We start from the raw sequence: 19,350 nt of genomic DNA on the forward strand, positions 1-19,350 counted from the left end.
CGCGCTATTAAAACAGTTTGCGGGTGTACGACTTATCGTTCGCCAATCCCCTTAACAGCCCACATCACGGCCTCTTGAAGACGAAGACGCGCCTGCTCCAAGTAGGCGTTGTTGCAACCCGCGTGCTCGGCCTCCGATAAATTGAGCTCGAACTGTTCGGCCAAGACGCGAATTGCGTTGGCCCTCGTAATCTCTTCACCGGTAAAGGGTCGAGCTTCTCTCACCATCGGTCCACGACGTGAAACTTCCATTCCTTCTAACGTCGGAATATCCATCTCATCCATCCCATTCCTCCACGGCGGCTGATCAGGTTCGCCCTCATTGTAAGCGAACTCTTACAGTTCATAAAAAAAGTGATTCTTGACGTGAGAAAGAATTCGTTCAATCTCCGCTGAGAGGAGAGAACACCCATCTTAAGAACGAGTTGCCGCGACGTGCGCTGACCGAGATCACCTGCGGTATTATTGACTTCACTCAACGTCTTTTGAGGCACACGGAACGGCACGGGGCGGTTCATTGCCCACTCGCAGACGATAGCGGGATACAATCTCGCAAACCGCGCGCTCCGTTTGCTGACTTTGCGCCTGGGCGTAATAGTCAGCTAGGACCCGCGAGTAGACGGAATCAAGCAAGGGTAGCCGAGGGGATTGGCGAGTCTCTACCCACACGAGATGAAATCCAAAAGGACTTTCCCAGGGACCCTGCCACTGGCGAAGAGGCACCTCTGCGATCGTTTCCGCAAACGTTGGTCCGAACATGTGAGCGACTTCGGATAACAAACGTCCCTTGATGAATTGGCCGTGAATGAACGGATCCCCGCCATCGACGGGCCATTGGGGGTCGTCCTCCTCGCGGAGCTGAAGCAGTCGGTCCTCGGCATCGCCGAACGCCTTCACCCCCCGTCGCTTTTCGCTAAAAAAAACATGTCGAAAATCGACCACGCCGGGCAATTCGTAGCGCTCTTGGTGGCGCCGAAACCAGTCTTCAAGCATGGCCTCAGTTGGCTCGGCCGGTGTTTGCGAGGCCTCTAGATATAGCATCAATTTGCGACCCATATGCCGTGCCAGAATCCGGTCGTGCCGATCCAGACCCAACGCCACGGCTTCCTGTCGCAGGATCTCTTCGCGTACGAAATCCCAGAAAGCGTCTTCCCGCTCGGCCGTCACCGCTTGCGGCTGTTCCATCAACAGTTGCCGGGTTTCGGGGAGGATAACGATCTCGAGGGGATCCTGTTCCGAGGCGAGCTTTCCACCGCGCCACCCGGCCACCAGAAAAATCAAACCGCCCAGGAGCAAAAAATGCAGTAACGGCTCGGAAGAAACCCGGATTAAAGGCCGTACCAAATAGCGGAAGTCCATGCCCGTTCCCGACCCTCAAATCGCGCCGCACAGATCAGGGGTTTGACTTCTTCATCCCCCAGCTCGTCGCATGCGATATCACTCCATCGAGGCGTCGGAATCTGAAGCACGCGGGCGTAATAGGCCGCAGGCCGAGAGGGGTCAAACTCGGAATCTTCCCAAACCGCGCAGAGCTCTGCTTGTCCCGACGCTTCATCAACAGCGACTGCCACATCGATGACGCTTTCCCGTCGCTCACGGTCTTCGTCGGGCCACACTTTGACGATTTGAACCCGCTCAAGTGGGGTTTGATCCTGCGTGGCCCACACCAAAAATTTCGGCTGGGCAGTCTCCACCGCAGATGTCTCGGGGAGCCGTCCGCCCATAGGGACCCCACTTTCGTATGCGTTCTCAATCATATCTGAATCTTCGCAGGCCGAGGATCCGAAATCCCACCCGCCAAAGAACCGAACCGGAATACGTGGGCCACTGGTGGCATAGGTCTCCCGTCGGTAGAGCGCTTCGAAAAGCGCATCGCGCGAATTCTCGACCGACCAAACGGCGGCCAAACCACCACTTCCAAAATACGGCGTCTGCAACCGCTCCAGCGGATCGATTTGTTCTAATCGCTTATGGCCAATAAACTCTGACTCTTCGACCAAACCTGGCGTGGCATTGTGGGTATCGGTACTGGCGATCACACCCAACTCGTAAGGGTTGACGCCTAACCGCTCGAACTCCACCAGTCCGGCGGCCAAGACTTCCCGGACATAGTCCATGCGGTCAGCGCACACGATGCCAAGCCCCTCACCGTCTTTGCGACAAGGTTTGATGGGTAGAAGCTCGAATTTACACAATTCATCGGCGCTGAACAGATCATTGCACTCTGAGGCGCCTTTGGTCTGGTAGATTTCCATCAACCGTTCGATTTCGGACCGGAGCTTAGCGTCTTCATACGCGCGCTCATCTCTCAATAGGAACCGTCCCGTGGCGCCGAACATACCGCCACCGGACTGGTTGCTGTTGTGGGGAATGGCGATGACTTCACAACCCGTACCGGCATCAATACATTCGTTTTTCAGGCGTTTCCAGAGCTGGTTTGGCTTGGGTGCCTCAAAATAGGAGGTAGGCGCCGCCGGAACTTGATCGTTGCGGAACAATACATTTCGATGCAAAGTTTGACCATAAGTCGCCGCCGTGTATTCGTAACCGACGAAGGTCGTGAACCGACAATCGGTACGATCGTAATAGTCTTCCGCGGCCTGCTGGGTCCGGATCCAAGTATCTTGAGATGCGTCCCGACAAGCTCGGCCATCCGTGAAACAAGCCGGCGGACGAAACGGAATCGGTAACGCACTGAGCGCAACGCCCACAACACCAATCGTGGGGTGGCGGAAAATTCGACAGTACGGCGAACCGTAGGCGGATGAACGAGGGTCGCCGCAAATCTGGGTCTCGCCCAAGAACTCTGAGTGGTCCGTCACGGCAGCAAAATCCAGCGGCCTGCTCAATTGAACGCTGCGCTCCCCCAACATCACCGCTTCGCCGCGGGCAAAACGATATGCATCCGCGGGCTCAAGTCGCAGACCACGCTGCCAAGCATCCCACGAGAAACTTGTGTGAACATGGAGATCGCCGAAATAGAGGTTTCCGTTCAGATTTCGATCTGCACAGGCTTCGCGATTTTCGGTGTAACGAACAGGCTCTGGCTGGCTGGCTACAGCGTATTCAAAGGGCAAAACCAGAACTAACAGAAAAAAACTGACCGAAGCTGATCTCACGATTGGTATCGTTATTGTCAATCCCCCAATCCCGCAGTCTCGCAAACTAATTTAATCCGTTAAATCGAGCTACTCACATTAGTCGCTGCAACTCAGATTGGCAACCGCGTAGATTATATCGATAAGCAGAACCGTTCGTGATCAACCGCGCGAGAAAACCATGGGCCGGACAAAACCTGAGAAACCCAATCGGCGGAAACGGACCTGTGCGCCGGTGGATTAAATCCCTTCGATCGGAAACCGCTGACGATCCAAATTAACGAAGCCCCGAGCCGGCAACCGCCTGGACTGATCGTAAATCGTATCGAATGGCCGACGGTAGCGCGTGTAGACGTTAAAGCCATGAAGCCGGAGAAAGGCCTCACCCATCCCGTCAACAGGCCCCAACTCCGATTCAATGGAAGGATAGCTTGCCAAAAACAATGCCACAGCACTGCGAGGACCGCTGTTCTGAAGCCCCGGCGCAAAGAACCCAACCGCCAGCGGGACAGGATCCAGCAAATTGATGTAGTGAACATAACGCGGCCCGGAGGGATACCAAGAAGCCGCCGAACCATGGGTTTCCACTTTCAACAAAGGCAAGCGATTGTTCATAGCCTCTTGGGGACCATACCGACTAAACGCTGCCCGACGCACTTTGCCCAACGTGTCAGCAATGATAATGGTGCCTCCGCTGCCACCGCGAACATGAAACGCTTCGCCCCGCTCCATTGCAGATAACATGAGGTCCTTGAGGGTATTGATCGCCTCGCTGCGAAGCACGGGAGATTTCGGTATCGGCAAGACTCTCAGGATGTCCGCCAAGGACTGGGATTGACTCGCGTAGTAGATGCCAATCACCGGTATGTTGCTGCTTTCGGCCAAACGCCGAAGACGATAGGGCTCCCGGCCCGGTGCCGCACCGAATCCATTCACGTAAAACAAGGGTTGTTGACGAGGACCCGAGCGGGTGCGACCAAGAAACGGCGGCACCTGATCTAGCGAGATACTACCGGGGTCGTAAAGGCAGCCGCCCTCACCGACCAAATATCCGTCGTAGGCACTGGGATCCAGTCCGGCCGGGGCAGCACGCGAGTCGTTACATGCCCATGCCGGCCCCAGGCTGATAAGCGCCAACAAACTTGCCGACGCCAAGAGAAAAAAGACCATACGACCTTGGGAGAACAACCGCCCCATCTTGCTGAGATTCGAACTCGTTGGTCCACCCACCCACGTCAGAGGCCTCATCCGAACCCCGGAAACCCGGCGTTCGGGTCTCGACGAACATCGGACACTACCGCGCCGCCATCGTATCGGCGATCAGCCGATTTTGCTGCTCGATGTGGAGCAACATCTGGGGCATGAGGCGGGACATCACTTTCATGCGACCACCGCCTTGCTGACCGTGCCCCCCTTGAGAGTTGCCCTCACCGCTGTCCTTCCCGCCATGTTGTCCGTGGGAACGTTCACCACCACCCCCTTTACCACCTTGGCCGTGCCGCTTTCCGCCATGCTCTCCTTGAGATCCTCCAGCACCATGGCCCTGGCGGCCATGTTCAGCGCCGGCCGCCGAATCCGAGGATTGATCTGAACCGCCGCTACAGTGACCGCCTCCTGCACCGCGGCCGTGTTCGCCTGCACCACCGGATTGCCCCTTTTCTGACTTCCCTCCGCCACAACCAGTCGATCCACGCTGTCCGGTGGAGGCAAGCAGCGTTTTCATCATGGCCATATGGCGACCAAGCATCTCCACACGTGTGGCAGGATCGTCTGTGGCCTGAATTTCCCCCATCAGCGTTTCCATGCCGGTGAGCATGGCGTCCACCATCATATGTCGGGTATGGCCGCCACCCTGACCATGTTGCTGGGCAAACGCCGTCGAGCAAAAGAACAGTCCTAACAAGAGGCAAAAGTACGCAGGCCATTTCGTCATTCGGTCGATCCATCCATCGTTGTGTCACGCACTAAGGAAGTAGTAGGCGACAAAATTATCCTAACCAAAACTCACCGGATGCCATTTTGATTAACATCAAAATCGATGATCAAAAAACCGCACCGACGGTGTCGAGAATTAGATTTATTCTGAAATCAATAAGCATTACTATAGATTCCCTGCTTCGCCGAATAAATCTCAATATGGTGAAACTGCTGCATGAACCCAGCCGTTCTCGGCGCCGGTTGCGTGCGAATCGGGACCACAACACTCAAAACCGCCTTGGACAGGCTTGGTTTTAGGCCGGTTAGCACATGATCAAGATGTTCGATAATCCGCCTCATGCCGAGCAGTGGTGAGGCGCGGCTGAAACCGATCACGGAAACTGGAACCCCGGTACGCGGACGCGAAAGTGATACTGGCCGTGTGTCGCACGCAAGCGTGGTACTCGCGTTCGCGGGGTTACCAGCGACTCAATCAGGACGTCAAGATATGACTCCAACCGAGCGTGTAGGCATCCAATGTATAGGATAACCGGGCATCACGCTGTCACGTTCCCCGAACGCCGGCTGCTGAAAGCATATTCCCGTATGCCAGCGCCTCAGGAGAGTTCCAGCGCCACCTCATGGGCCATTCACCATTCCCGAGCGGTACACATTTACGTCATTGCCTGTGTCGCAAGCATCAAATTCTCGTCTGATTAGAACTGAAACACTGCTTAAGGAAGCAAAGATGAACCCGCAAGAAATGATCGACAAAATTGATGTGGAATACTTATCTGCTTTTCTAATCGAGTTCGGTTTGAACCTGCTCGCGGCGGTTGCGATCTTCATTATCGGTCGCTGGATCGCCCGAGCACTGGCCAATCTGGCTCGTCGAGCCATGACCCGGGCAAATGTCGACGAGACGCTGGTCGGATTTGTCGGCAATCTCACCTACATCGGCTTGCTCGCGTTCACGGTGCTGGCAGCACTCAGCGCGCTGGGCATTCAAACGACATCCTTTATCGCCGTTTTAGGTGCCGCAGGCTTGGCGGTCGGTCTGGCACTCCAAGGTTCATTGGCGAACTTTGCCGCCGGCGTTTTGATGCTGATTTTCCGGCCCTTTAAGTTGGGGGACTTTGTGGAGGCCGCCGGTACAGCCGGAGTCGTGGAAGACATTCACATCTTCACCTGTCAACTGCGCACTCCGGACAACAAAACAATCATCGTACCCAACGGCCACATCATGTCAGGCAACATCACAAACTATTCGGCCAAACCGAAACGGCGAGTGGATTTCGTCTTTGGCGTTGGTTACGAAGCGGATATCGACACAGTGAAAGCCGTCATCGAAGATCAAGTTAAAAAAGACGACCGCATCCTGCTAGATGACGGGATCACCATCGGTGTGTTGGAACTGGCGGATAGCAGCGTCAACTTCGCCGTGCGCGTTTGGGTCAATGCCGCCGACTATTGGGATGTTTTCTTCCATACCAACGAGGCGATGAAGAAGCGCTTCGACGCGGAAGGTATCTCCATACCCTTCCCGCAAAGGGATGTTCATCTGCATCAGGTCAACGCCTGACACCGCGCGCTTCCATTCGCCGACCGGTCACCGTCGAAAATCGCCCCCGACGGTGCCGGTCGGCGAATATCGCCCCGCGCTTAAGGCTGTTGTATTTCTTTCAGGTATTCGATAACACCATCGACGTGACGTGTCACTTCGGCGTCGCCGCCATAATGCAAGGCGGAGAAAATTGCTCCCCAAACCGGCATTTCCTTGTAACCGTGAGCGCGGATATTGGTGCGGCTCGACTGCCGTCCATCAATCATGTCGCGCATTTCCCTCTCGGGAAACACACCGCCGTTCTGCTCGGCCATTCGAGTCAGATCCGTGGGTTTAACCGACATAAATTCGGCAATGGGCCCATCTCCCAGCCCAGCCAAACCGTGACAACTACCGCAGTAGGCGACGTACTGTCCGCGGGGCGTTCCCAGTGGAGGGAGATCTTTTAATGCTTCATCCGAATACTCAAGACCGCTGGCCGACGGGCCGGAGGCCGAAATGCCGCCGCTGAGGACGATCATGGATAATCCGATGGCAAGATAACTCATTCGCCCAAGAAAACGTGTGCCCGCGATGACCATTCCCTGACTCTCCCGGTTTCTGATCGAAACGTTACCGAGAACTGAGAATATCCCCCGCCGAGCCCGTAGCGTTGATTCAAATCACTTTTCGGTTATCTGACGCCTTCACCACGGCCCTCAATCCACCCTCGGCCAGCACCTTGGACATCTGATCAGCGGGGGCGGGGCGACTGAATAGAAAACCCTGAGCCTGCTCACAGCCCATCTGCTCCAACGCCAGCACTTGATCGACGCGCTCAACACCTTCCGCCACTGTCGTCAGTCCCAGCTTCCTCGCCAAGGTAATGACGACCTCAACGATACCGTTGTCACGAGGGGTGTTGATTTGGGAGACAAATGATCGATCGATCTTGAGAGCATCCACCGGCAAATCGTGAATATACTTCAGGGAGGAATAGCCAGTGCCGAAGTCGTCGATGGAGATCAGAATACCCAGTTCTTTTAGACGGCCCAGTAGTTGCCCCTGCGCCCGAATGTCGTCCATCGCCATGGTCTCGGTGATCTCAACCTCCAGCCATGTGGCGGGAACGTGGGTCTGCGCCAACATACTCTCGATACGCTCGACGAGGTCTCCTCGATTCAGTTCTTTGGCCGACAGATTGATCGCGACGCGGATGTCATGGCCGGCTTGCCGCCATATTTTGATTTGCCGAGCGGCCTCCCGCATTACCCAATCCCCCAGGCGGAAGATCGAACCGCTTTCCTCAGCCAACTCGATGAATTCGCCCGGAGGGATCAACCCCCGGTCGGGATGCCGCCAACGCACCAACGCCTCGACCGAGGCGATACGTCCCGTTGTAAGCTCCACCCGCGGTTGGTAGTGCAGTTCCAATTGACCATTGTCGATGGCCTTTTCAAGTTCGCGTTCCATTTCGACACGACTACGCAGCCGTTCGGCGTCAGCCAACTCAAAATGTGCAAACACCTGCCCACTGAGCTTTGCCTTGTACATGGCGATGTCGGCATGTTTCATGAGGTCGTCTAGATGATCTCCGTGACCTGGGAAACTCACCACGCCGATGCTGGCCGAGACTCGCAACTTGTGCCCCGCCGCCTCAATGGGCTGCTCCAGGGCGTGCAAAATCCGGCGGACGACAGTTTCAGCACGGTCCTCGTCGGTATCAGGGAGCAAAAAAACGAACTCATCACCACCCAGTCGAGCAACCGTATCACTGGCCCGCACGCAACGCCGAAAACGCCGGGCCACCTGCATCAACAATTGGTCGCCAACGGTATGCCCCCAGGTGTCATTGATATATTTAAACCGGTTCAGATCCAGATAAAGCAGCGCGAGTGGACGCTGTTGTCGCTTGGCCAGCGCGATATCCTGCGGAGCTTGCTCCTGCAACAATCGGCGATTGGGAAAACCCGTGAGCGGATCGAAGAATGCCAAGTGGCGGATCCGTGCTTCGTGCGCCCGACGCTCGGTGTTATCGACTAATGTCCCGAATACACCCGACTGACCTGCTAATCGGGTCTTATGACCACGAACCTCGACGTGGCAGGAGGAACCGTCAGCCCGAAGCCCACGAAACTCGTAGTGCAAACAATCGGTCTCCCCATCCACCCGCCGCTCGATATTGTTCTCGACCAGCGAACGGTCTTCCGGCACGACTAAATCCTCGACGCGCATACCGATAATCTCGTCTGGACCGGAATAACCAAAAATATCGGCAAGCCTTGGATTGACATAGGAAAAACAACCATTTTGTATCAAATAGACGCCGAACAGCGCCCGCTCGATCAAATCGACCAGGAAACCTTCGCGCTCGAGCATGCGTAGCGTATCGGCGCTCGAACCCATGTGCCGGCCTCCTTCCTCCCCAGAAACCAGAAAGATGATCCGCCCAGCGTCGGAATGACGCTGGAGGAAAACGGAAAAGCTAAGACGCTTTCTTCAAATCTAGAGGTCGGCTGAGGGCAGTCTTTCTTGACTCATCGCCCTGTTCCCGACAAAGCGCCCGGAAATTCCAAACTATCCGCGTTTTCCGAGTAGTTCGATGGCATATCCGTCCGGGTCCCGAACGAAAGCCAGCACGGTACTGCCCCCTTTCATGGGACCGGCTTCACGGGTCACGTCACCGCCCCGGGAACGAATCGCCTCACATGCCGCATACACGTCGTCCACTTCGATGGCGATGTGGCCATAGGCGTTTCCGAGATCGTATTGATCCGTGTCCCAATTGTGCGTCAACTCCAAGACCGCCTGCTCGGCTTCGTCACCATAACCCACGAAGGCCAGCGTAAATCGACCTGCGGGATAGTCCTTACGGCGGAGCAATCGCATGCCCAGAACTTCGGTATAGAAAGCCAGTGACCGCTCCAGGTCCGTCACTCGAAGCATGGTGTGAAGGATTCGCATCGTCTGACTCCTCAATGGGGGTTGAATCACGAATCATAACCATGAAAACTCGAATGCCAAATCACGCAATGGCTCACACACATACCGTCGTCGCACTGGGTTCGAAACGACCCGAACCGGCACACCAATAAAAAGGGCGGCCCGAGAGCCGCCCTTTTTAACGCATGACATCCATCGGCTATTAGAACGGCAGCATGTTCGCGTCCGGTTCACCCTCAGGAATCGGCATCATGTCCGCGTATTTGGCCAAGTGATGGTCCTTGTCACCGAAATGGGCGTCGATGGCAGCCAGCCGGACAAAATAATGCCCAACTCGCAACTCTTCGGTTTGCCCCATGCCACCGTGCAACTGCACCGCACTTTGGCCGACGAAACGCCCGGCTTTGCCGACCATGTGCTTGAGCGCATGGACATCCAGCTTGGCGTCTTCATGCCCTGCCTGGACTTCCAGGGTAGCCCGGTATAACAAAGAACGCGTCAACTCGGCGTCGACAAACATATCGACGATCCGGTGCTTGACCGTCTGGAAGTTGGCCAGCGGATGACCGAATTGCTCGCGCTGGCTCGTGTACTCGGTCGTATCCTGATAGAGCACCTCCATCATTCCCACAGCCTCCGCACCGAGCGCCAAGATACCGCGATCCACCACCTGCTCAATGACCGAAAGGCCTTCGCCCACCTGGCCCAAAACGTCAGCATTGGTGACTTTGACATTCTCAAAGGTCACTTCGGATGCACGCAAACCATCCACCGTGGGGTAGTCGAGCCGCGAAATCCCCTCGGCATTGGCGTCGACGAGAAAGAGCGTAATCCCGGCCGAATCGGCACGTTCCCCGCTGGTGCGGGTCGTCACGACGATGTAATCGGCCGTGGCCGCATTCATCACGACCGATTTGGTGCCGTTGATCAGGTAACCGCCGCCACTCTCGGATGCTGTGGTGGCCACATCGGCCAGGTCATAGCGGGCCTGTTCCTCTACAAAGGCCACGGTGCCCTTGGCTTTACCCTCGACGATTTCCGGAATGATTTTCTGTTTTTGTGACTCCGTGCCACCGAGTAGCAACGCGTTGCCCATCATGACCACGGTGGGGAAATACGGCTCTAGCACCAAACCCCGGCCGAATTCCTCCATAACCACCATAGTATCGATCAGATTACCGCCGATACCGCCGTACTCTTCTGGAAAGGGTACGCCCAACCATCCGAGCTCGGCATAGGTCTGCCAGTTCTCTTCGCTGTAACCGGGCTTTGGCTTGGCCAATTTACGCCGCGTCGGCAGCTCGTAGTTTTCGCGCACGAACTTTTGAATGCTGTCACGCAGCAACTCTTGTTCTTCCGTGAAAGCAAAATCCATGATTAATTCCTCTGTCTAACATCCTGTCATGGGCTGGTTTGGCTCGGATCAGTCCTTGATATTCAGGACCTTCTTCGCGATGACGTCTTTTTGAACTTCACTGCAACCACCGTAAACGGTCGCGGCGCGGCCATTGAGATACATCATCATGCCCATCTTGGCGAACTTGGGACCGAACTTCTTGAAGCCCCAATTCAGCGAATAGGGTCCACCGGCCTCGATGGTCAGCTCTTGAATTCGCTGCTGCATGATCGTGCCGCGAAGCTTCAAGATCGAGGAAACAGGTCCGGGCTCGCCGGTGCGCTGCGCATCGGACAAACTTCTGAGCTCAGCGATTTCGAGCGCCCGAAGTTCGATCTCCGCCTCGGCGATCTTGGCCCGGTAACCGAGATCGTCCATTAGGTTTTTGTCGCCAACCTTCACCGTCTGGGCGTTGCGCTTCAGCTTGTCAAGTGCAACGAGCGAACGGGAGATACCGGCGATGGCGCTGCGTTCATGCTGTAACAAGCCTTTCGCGTAGGTCCAACCTTTACCTTCTTCACCAACCCGGTTTTCAACCGGAACTTCGACGTTGTCGAAAAACACTTGGTTCACATGGTGACTGCCGCCGAGGGTATAGATCGGCTTCACGGTAATCCCGGGCGTTTTCATGTTGATTAGCAAGAAAGTAATTCCTTCCTGCTTAACGCCCGTGCTTTGAGTGCGGGTCAAACAGAACATCCAATCGGCCATGTGCCCCATGGTGGTCCAGATTTTGGTCCCGTTGACGACATACTGAGACCCGTCCTCGGACAGTTCCGCTTTGGTCTTCAAAGAAGCCAGATCGGAACCGGCGCCCGGCTCGGAATATCCTTGGCACCAATTGACTTTGTGGTCACGAATATCCGGTAAAAACCGCTCTTGTTGTTCTTGGCTGCCGTATTTCATCAGGATGGGAGCCAACATGACTTGACCGAACGGCAAAACCGGCGGCAGGTTCTCTTTAGAAGTTTCTTTATCCCAAATATAGTGCTGGGTGGGGGTCCAGCCTGGCCCGCCAAACTCCGGCGACCAACGCGGCACATCCCAACCGCCTTTGGCTTTTAGGGCATCGAACCATTGCTTGCGTTTTGACCAAATCTCATTCCCTTTCGGCAGATGCTCAGCCAGAAACTGGCGCACCTCCTGCTGGAATGACTTTTCTTCCGCCGTGAACTCGAAGTCCATCGATAGTCCTCCTTGACATGAAATATCATTTTCCGGGTCCATGTCGTTTCGGCTCGTCAGGCCGACATTTGCCCGAAAAGTGCCCTAGATTAACTGATTCGCCGACAGCAACATAGGTTTTGGCCGAGCACTTCACTCAATCAGGAGACAAAATCCAGGACATTCTCCAGCGGAAGAACGCCGAGAGCTAGCGTGCCTGCGCCTCCAAGGCCTCACGCTGGCGCTGATCGGCCTGCTCCAGCACGTCATTGAGGTCTTGCGCGCGCTGCAATGGCGTCGATCGTTCATCCACCGCCGAATCCGCACCGACGGAATCATGATCCGCACAGGCACCGAGCACGAGCGTGAACAACGCAATGACGAACCAACCGGCTAGACGAGCCATTCCCAACATCCCCCTCTCTTGAACAGAAAGGGGCGCATCGTGCGCCCCTACAATCAACCCGTCCCATTCACAAAGCGGAATAGTGAGTCCGATAACACATCCAGGTCACGGCGTGGGCGTAGCCAGGCGCCGCCAGAACTCGGACATGCCCGAGAGCACTTGACCGAGATCCTCAATTTGGTCACCGACATCCCACATGGCTCGCGCACGGGCCCAGCAAACACCCGTTTGACTTGCGCAGGTACCCGCGATGTCTGTGGCTAAGCCGTCAGCCCAGTCACGACCGGCAAATACTCGCGAAGCCAGGTCACCCAACGCGTCGGCACGGGATCCCGAAATCAACTGCAGCGCCAAATCGACCCGGTACAACACCTCCTCCATTGAAGGGCCGTACTGGCCCGATACATCCCGAAGCTCCAGATCGTCTAATGCATCCATTTCGGCATGGACAGGGGCCCAGAATAGGTATAGGAAGGAAGCCAAAATAATCGAAGCTAGTCTCATAATCTCATCTCTCACGGTTGGGGGGTTAAGTGAGGCATACGCATCAAGCTATCGGCGAAGGGAAAAGACTCTTTAACCACGCTAAACGCAAACTCTTTGGTTTGGTTTCTTCGGTGGGAAGAACTGAGGTTCGCCACGCACCTGGGTGGGTGCTGGGAAAATTCATCCAAAGATGGCAACATCATCGCAATATGCTTATATAGCGTGGGAAAGCTCGTCGGCATGATTGCCAACGCACTTTTTGATCCAGTGCCAGCCCCCAACATGAACAACGACCTACAACAGATTACCGATACAACAGCCGACAATAACGGCGGCACATGGGGCTTATTGCTTCTGGCCACTGGCTTGGCCCTTCCCGTTTTCACGCCTTATGTATTGCCGGTGACAGGCGTTTTAGTCTTTGCGCTGTTAACCGGGTTGCTGGGCAGCTTGTTTGCCTTTTTTTGGATCGGTTACCTCAATGACACCTCAATGCGGGCGTTGCCACTGGGTCGTCTCGCACTTCAGTTGGCCGGCAGTCTTTTAACGTTTGGCGTGGCGTTTGCGTGGTGGTTCGGACCACTAGGTCCCATGCACCCCATACCCAACGAGTTCGAGAGCAACTTTCGTATCCACGGCCCTATCGGTCTCGACGACGACGGCGGACTGGCGTCGCAACTCCGGCGTGACGAGATTCCGGCTTATGCAGCAACCGACGATTCACCAGCGGAAGGGCAATCCGCACCATCCAATCAACTTGGAGCGGAAGCGATTCACCAAGCGCTTGCCAGAAGGGGGGTCCCTGCCAGCGCAGCATCGACCTTGACGGCCGCACTGAGAGATCCCCAGCTTTCACCGGAGCAATTGTCCGGACGGATAGACGAGTTCGCGACCCAGTATGACCGTGTGCGCACACGCATTCTTGAAACGCCGGAATACGGCACCAACACGGAGCAACTAAGGCTAGCTGCCATCGGAGCCGCCGACCGGGGAGAGCTGGTCCTTGCGCAGTCACTATTACAAGAAGCCAGTCGCCCTGGATCGGAAACAGCTGGCATTGATCGTGCTGGCAAACCCACGACCAACTCTATCAAGCAAGCCGAGATTGTCGAGTCGACATCCTCAATCAGCCAGACGGAACCGTCGGCCAACTCGCGTATCACCCCACCCCTGGGTGTCGGTGGGTTCTTACGAGTTAACGACCCCGCGACTCCAGCATCGGCGGAAGTTCTGGTAGACGTCACACCACCACCGGCAACTTCGCCGTCCGTGCCGGCGGATACGGGGTTCGATGCCAACATCCTCGGCGCGTTGCCGCCGATTGTCAGCGCGCTAGTAACCAATGCACTGCTTTCCCCTGGTGGGGAGAACATCACTGGCAGGATCGTCAATGCAGGCGCGGACGCCACGACGATTGCCGTGCCAGCAACGCTGAACCAAATGAGTATGTCGCTGCTGCAACAAGGCGCCCTGAGTGATGCAGAAGCCATGGCCACACGCAGCTTGGAGGTCAGCCGAACGCGCTCCGACGACATCTCAGACAATGACGTCAATGCATTGAATCTGCTTGCCGCGATTTACCGCGAACAAGGGCGACCCGAGTTGGCGCGAGCCGTCCTATTCGGCACATTGGATACTCTGGTTTCGGCGAACCGAACCGGTAGCTCTGCCTACGCCGTTACCACCGCCAATCTGGCAACCCCCTTTGCGGACACCGGCCAGCGAGACGTGGCAGAAACCCTTCTGCGACAGAGCAGCGCGCAGTTGAAAGGCATCTCAGATGTGGATCCACAAATCCCGGCCACCGTGCTGAACAACTTGGCCCTGGTGCTTCAGCAATCCGGACGATTGGACGAAGCGCAGACGGTTCAGCGTGAGGCCGTCGACACCTTGGCCAGCGCAGGCGGCAACCCCCAAATCCTGGCGCGTTTACTGGCCAATCTCGCGGAGATCTATCGTCAACAACAACTTAGTGAGGCCGAACCCCTTCTTTTACAAGCACTCGCCCTAGCAGAAGATACCTGGGGACCCGGTCATCCCGAAACGGCCAGCATTTTGCTTAATCTCGCGAGTTTCCGTCGTGATCAAGGCGAAACACAACAAGCACTGCCACTCTACCGACGCGCCCTCGAAATTTGGGACGCCAATCTGATACCCGAACACCCGAAAATCGCGCTGGCGCTTTACAATCTCGCCACCACACCCGGTCCAGAATCCGATCTTGACCCCGAGTCTTCGAGTCGACTGCGTCAGTGGCTGGGCGGATTTGAGGAAGGCGAAGAACCGACCGAACCTCTGCTCGCCAAGCTCTGGAGACGCTTGAACGCCTCGGTCCAGATCGAAAACAAGAAACCGGACCAGAGAGATCCCACACCCACCGACACAGATTTACAACTTCTTGCCTCGCCATTGTCGACGACACCCCCAGCCGGGGTGGTCGATACCCCTCCCAGTTGACTTCGTATTGAAGAAAACCGGGCTCCGTGCCGATAAGGCGGTCATGCGTTAGCTCGGTCTTTCCACGACCGGGGTGTCATTCAGCCGTCGGTCCTTAAGTATAACGATGAGCCAAGCCTATCTCGCCCGACAACCGATATTCGACAGCCAACTGAACGTGCTCTATTACGAGCTCTTGTACCGTCATATGGTGGCTGACACCGCCGTGATTGACGATGACGACGAGGCAACCGCTGAGCTGCTGAACACCGCGATGGTGGAAATCGGCCTGGAAAACCTCACCAACAACCGCCAAGCGTTCATTAATCTGAGCCGCAACTACATCCTTGGCAAATGGCCTGTGCCCCTGGACGCCAAGCGCATCGGTCTCGAAATCGCCTATGACATGACCTTTGATAAAGAGCTGTTGGATGCGGTCAGAGGACTGAAGTCCAAGGGCTTTACGATCACACTGGATGGATTTGAGTACAGCCCTTCACTGGACGCCATTTTGAAGTTGGTGGATATCGTGAAGCTGGATGTTCAGCAACTCGGGCGCGAAGGGACCGTAGCTCAGTATCGAATTTTACGCCGCCTTCCCCTCAAGGTGGCGGCGAAGAAGGTAGAGAGCAAAAGAGACTTTCGGCTCTTTCGCGAGCTGGGCTTCGACTATTTCCAAGGCTTCTTCTTCGCCCATCCAACGGTTGTAGCCGCCCGTAAACTCGCTCCCAACCAGATCAACACCATGCAACTGTTGGCGAAGGTGCAGGATCCCGGGGTGTCGGTCGACGAGTTGGAAGAAATTATCAGCCACGACGTCGCGCTCAGCGTCAAGTTACTGAAATACATCAACTCCGCGTTCTTCGGGCTCCCGCGAGAGTTTGAATCCATTCGTCAAGCAATCGTCTACTTGGGACTCAAACCGCTGAAAACATGGGTGAGTCTGATCATCATGTCCGGCGTTGAAGACCAGCCGGTGGAACTGATGCGGCTTTCGCTGGTACGGGCCAAGATGTGCGAGACACTGGCCGGTACTATGGGCGACGCGGAACCGCAAAAGTATTTTCTGGCAGGACTGTTCTCCGCGCTCGATACTTTGCTCGGCGTGCCGATGCTGAAGATTCTCGAGTCACTTCCGCTAAGCGAAGGCGTTCAAAAGGCCTTACTCAATCGTGAAGGCCCCATTGGCCATGTCTTGCAGTGCGTGGTCGATCACGAACGCGGTGGCTGGGATGGCGACACCTACGAAGAAATCGATCCCGAATCCGTCACCCGTTCATACACCGCTGCCGTCGGTTGGGCTGACGATGCCCTTCGCGTCGTTAGGGCATTGTGACACTTTGGCTTTCACCCCAGACGGTTGACCGCAACTTCCTTCGGATAAACATTTCCTAAACTCGCAACCGTTCCGGTTCGAACACGACGAACGCTCGCCGACTACCCCAACGCCGCTGGCCTCACCGTAAGCCGAATCATGAAGCCCTCGGCCTTGCCGATATCGCTGGATTATGGGGCAGCATGCGCCCATTCCATTGTGATATTCTTCTTCGTCTTTCTGATCCATCGGCATGCCTGAATAGCGAGGAGATTCATGAACATCGACTATTCCCAAGAGGAGTTGGAGTTCCAACAAGAAGTTCGGACGTGGTTCGCAGAAAACACGCCACCGGAACTGAAACACAAAACCGAAACCGGCGTGATGCTGACCAAAGACGAAATCGTCGCGTGGCAGCGCACTCTCAACGAGAAAGGCTGGCTGGTCACGGGATGGCCGGAACAATACGGCGGCCCGGGCTGGACCGCCACCCAACGTTATATATTTGACTCAGAGCGGGCACGCGCCAACGCACCGATCGGCCTGTCGATGGGTATCGTGATGTTGGGACCCGTGCTGATGGCTTTCGGTACCAAAGAACAAAAGGAAACCTACCTGCCCCGGATTCGCACCTGTGACGATTGGTGGTGCCAAGGCTATTCCGAGCCGGGCGCGGGATCAGACCTGGCAAGCCTCAAAACATCCGCGGTTCTGGACGGCGACCACTATGTGGTCAACGGTTCCAAGATCTGGACGACCTATGGACACTGGGCCAATAGGATGTTCTGCCTGGTCCGCACCAGCACAGAAGGCAAAAAGCAGGAAGGTATCTCGTTCTTGCTGATCGACATGGACACCCCTGGACTGGAAGTCCAGCCCATCATCTCCATTGACGGCGAACACCACCTGAACCAGACGTTCTTTGAAGACGTCCGAGTTCCAAAGGAAAATTTGGTGGGCAAAGAGGGTCAAGGTTGGACGATCGCCAAATACCTCCTGACCCACGAGCGCACGACTATCGCCGGTGTTGCCGACTCCAAGGTCCATCTCTCCAATCTCCGCGCCATGGCCCGGAAAAACACCAGTAACGGTCAGCCGCTGATCGAAGATCCGCAAATGCAGATTAAATTAGCCAAAGCGGAGATCGATCTACTGGCTTTGGAATACACGAACTTTCGTACCCTGGCCGCAACAGCGGCAGGCAAAGCACCCGGCCCGGAATCATCCCTGTTAAAACTCTCCGGCACGGAAATCCAACAGAATCTGGCCGAACTCGGCGTCGATATCTCCGGTCACTACGCGTGGCCATGGCAGACCGACAGCAAAGTCGGACCCGAGGAACTGGCCCACACCATGCAGCGCTATTGCTTCTCACGAGCTGCCACGATCTATGGTGGCAGCGACGAGGTGCAAAAAAACGTGCTCGCCAAAATGATGCTCGGCCTGAACTTCAAGTAAGGATGCTTTGCGATGGATTTTAATCTCTCCGACGAACAGAAAATGATTCGTGATGCGGTCGAAAAATTCGTCCGCAATGATTATGCGTTCGATGCTCGCCGAAAGATCGTCGACTCCAAAGACGGTTTCAGCCGAGACATCTGGCAGCAGTTTGCTGAGTTCGGATGGCTGGGTGTCGCCCTGCCTGAAGAGTATGGCGGCTTCGATGGCAGCATGATCGAAACCATGCAAGTCATGGAACCCTTCGGCAGCGCCATGGTGGTGGAGCCCTACTTGAGTACGGCGGTCCTGGGCGGAAACGCCATCAACTTGGCTGGAACAGCCGAACAAAAGCAAGCGCTATTGCCTCAATTGATTGCCGGCGAGCTGATTCTTGCGTTGGCCTACCACGAAGAAGGCAGCCGCTACAATCTGGCCGACGTGAACGCCAAAGCCGAGAAAACGGGCAACGGTTACACCATCACCGGCGGAAAGAGCGTGGTGTTGGCGGCCCCCTGGGCCGACAAGTTCATCGTCAGCGCCCGAACCAGTGGTAGCCCCTTGAGTGAAGACGGTATCTCGCTGTTTCTGATCGATGCCAAGGCCACCGGTGTGTCGGTCACACCCTACAAAACCATGGACGGATCTTGTGGCGGGAACGTCCGTCTCGAGGGAGTGCAGGTCGACAGTGGCGCCTTGTTGGGCACGGAAGGCCAAGGCTTATCCGTACTGGAGGCCGTTGTCGACATGGGAACCGCTGCGGCTTGCGCAGAGGCTCTGGGCGCCATGCAGTCGGCCTACCAGAAAACGCTGGAATACGTCAAAACCCGCAAACAGTTCGGTGTGCCCATCGGTTCGTTCCAAGTACTCCAGCACCGGTTGGTCGACATGTTCTCGGCCGTGGAGATGAGCCGATCCATCAGTTACATGGTAGCCATGCGCGCGGCAAGTAACGATCCCGTCGAGCGCAAGAAAGCCGTGTCCGCCGCAAAGGCCTATATGGGAGACAAAGCGCGTTTCGTCGCTCAGCAATCCGTCCAAATCCACGGTGGCGTGGGTATGACAGAAGAGCTGGATATTGGTCACTATTTCCGGCGCTTAACCATGTTCGGCCAACTGTTCGGTAGCACGGACCATCATCTGCAACGCTTCGCTGATCTTAGCGAATAAGCGTGAATCGATAGACGGGCGTGGGGATATCAGCCCACGC

The 19,350-nt window shown here is 56.0% G+C and carries 17 protein-coding genes; 5 read left to right on the top strand and 12 right to left on the bottom strand.

Annotation, left to right across the window (positions count from 1 at the left end):
- Nucleotides 1–32 precede the first annotated feature (32 nt).
- From SVU69_00490 to SVU69_00510, 5 genes are all read right to left on the bottom strand, one after another.
- A complete protein-coding gene (locus tag SVU69_00490) occupies nt 33–284 on the bottom strand; it encodes a hypothetical protein (protein MDY6941471.1) in 252 nt (83 codons plus the stop codon).
- A 186-nt stretch (nt 285–470) separates the two neighbouring features.
- Complete coding sequence (locus SVU69_00495) at nt 471–1,358, bottom strand: peptidylprolyl isomerase (GenBank protein MDY6941472.1); 888 nt, start codon at nt 1,356–1,358, stop codon at nt 471–473.
- On the bottom strand, nt 1,328–3,118 hold the full coding sequence (locus SVU69_00500) for a DUF3604 domain-containing protein (GenBank protein ID MDY6941473.1): 1,791 nt from the start codon (nt 3,116–3,118) through the stop codon (nt 1,328–1,330). Before SVU69_00500 ends, SVU69_00495 begins: the two co-directional genes overlap by 31 nt.
- Nucleotides 3,119–3,337: 219 nt before the next feature.
- Nucleotides 3,338–4,345 carry a hypothetical protein gene (locus SVU69_00505; GenBank protein MDY6941474.1) on the bottom strand — a complete coding sequence of 336 codons (1,008 nt, stop codon included), beginning with the start codon at nt 4,343–4,345 and terminating at the stop codon, nt 3,338–3,340.
- A 46-nt stretch (nt 4,346–4,391) separates the two neighbouring features.
- Nucleotides 4,392–5,030 carry a hypothetical protein gene (locus SVU69_00510; protein ID MDY6941475.1) on the bottom strand — a complete coding sequence of 213 codons (639 nt, stop codon included), beginning with the start codon at nt 5,028–5,030 and terminating at the stop codon, nt 4,392–4,394.
- 732 nt (nt 5,031–5,762) lie between these two features.
- Here SVU69_00510 and SVU69_00515 point away from each other — a divergent pair.
- Complete coding sequence (locus SVU69_00515) at nt 5,763–6,596, top strand: mechanosensitive ion channel (protein MDY6941476.1); 834 nt, start codon at nt 5,763–5,765, stop codon at nt 6,594–6,596.
- An 80-nt stretch (nt 6,597–6,676) separates the two neighbouring features.
- Here the strand turns inward: SVU69_00515 and SVU69_00520 are convergent, their stop codons facing one another.
- The 7 genes from SVU69_00520 to SVU69_00550 form a co-directional block, all read right to left on the bottom strand.
- The gene (locus SVU69_00520; protein ID MDY6941477.1) at nt 6,677–7,159 is read right to left on the bottom strand and encodes a cytochrome c; all 483 of its coding nucleotides are present in this window, start codon (nt 7,157–7,159) and stop codon (nt 6,677–6,679) included.
- Nucleotides 7,160–7,235: 76 nt separating this feature from the next.
- Nucleotides 7,236–8,963 (bottom strand): EAL domain-containing protein, encoded by a 1,728-nt coding sequence (locus tag SVU69_00525; GenBank protein MDY6941478.1) that lies wholly within the window; start codon nt 8,961–8,963, stop codon nt 7,236–7,238.
- A gap of 171 nt (nt 8,964–9,134) precedes the next feature.
- Nucleotides 9,135–9,521, bottom strand: coding sequence for a lactoylglutathione lyase (gene gloA / locus SVU69_00530; GenBank protein MDY6941479.1), 387 nt, complete (start codon nt 9,519–9,521; stop codon nt 9,135–9,137).
- Nucleotides 9,522–9,702: 181 nt separating this feature from the next.
- Nucleotides 9,703–10,875, bottom strand: coding sequence for an acyl-CoA dehydrogenase family protein (locus tag SVU69_00535; GenBank protein ID MDY6941480.1), 1,173 nt, complete (start codon nt 10,873–10,875; stop codon nt 9,703–9,705).
- Between the two features lie 48 nt (nt 10,876–10,923).
- Nucleotides 10,924–12,081, bottom strand: coding sequence for an acyl-CoA dehydrogenase family protein (locus tag SVU69_00540; GenBank protein MDY6941481.1), 1,158 nt, complete (start codon nt 12,079–12,081; stop codon nt 10,924–10,926).
- Nucleotides 12,082–12,268: 187 nt separating this feature from the next.
- Nucleotides 12,269–12,466 (bottom strand): hypothetical protein, encoded by a 198-nt coding sequence (locus SVU69_00545; protein ID MDY6941482.1) that lies wholly within the window; start codon nt 12,464–12,466, stop codon nt 12,269–12,271.
- 105 nt (nt 12,467–12,571) lie between these two features.
- The gene (locus tag SVU69_00550) at nt 12,572–12,970 is read right to left on the bottom strand and encodes a hypothetical protein (GenBank protein ID MDY6941483.1); all 399 of its coding nucleotides are present in this window, start codon (nt 12,968–12,970) and stop codon (nt 12,572–12,574) included.
- Nucleotides 12,971–13,192: 222 nt separating this feature from the next.
- Here SVU69_00550 and SVU69_00555 point away from each other — a divergent pair, with 222 nt between their 5' ends.
- The 4 genes from SVU69_00555 (at nt 13,193) to SVU69_00570 (ending at nt 19,310) form a co-directional block, all read left to right on the top strand.
- A complete protein-coding gene (locus SVU69_00555; protein ID MDY6941484.1) occupies nt 13,193–15,409 on the top strand; it encodes a tetratricopeptide repeat protein in 2,217 nt (738 codons plus the stop codon).
- 106 nt (nt 15,410–15,515) lie between these two features.
- Nucleotides 15,516–16,724, top strand: a complete 1,209-nt coding sequence (locus tag SVU69_00560) for an HDOD domain-containing protein (GenBank protein MDY6941485.1) — start codon at nt 15,516–15,518, stop codon at nt 16,722–16,724.
- Nucleotides 16,725–16,979: 255 nt separating this feature from the next.
- Nucleotides 16,980–18,161 carry an acyl-CoA dehydrogenase family protein gene (locus SVU69_00565; protein MDY6941486.1) on the top strand — a complete coding sequence of 394 codons (1,182 nt, stop codon included), beginning with the start codon at nt 16,980–16,982 and terminating at the stop codon, nt 18,159–18,161.
- Nucleotides 18,162–18,173: 12 nt separating this feature from the next.
- Nucleotides 18,174–19,310 (top strand): acyl-CoA dehydrogenase family protein, encoded by a 1,137-nt coding sequence (locus SVU69_00570; protein ID MDY6941487.1) that lies wholly within the window; start codon nt 18,174–18,176, stop codon nt 19,308–19,310.
- The last annotated feature ends 40 nt before the right edge of the window (nt 19,311–19,350 follow it).

The sequence above is a fragment of the Pseudomonadota bacterium genome (assembly GCA_034189865.1).
In the GTDB taxonomy this organism is placed as follows: domain Bacteria; phylum Pseudomonadota; class Gammaproteobacteria; order UBA5335; family UBA5335; genus JAXHTV01.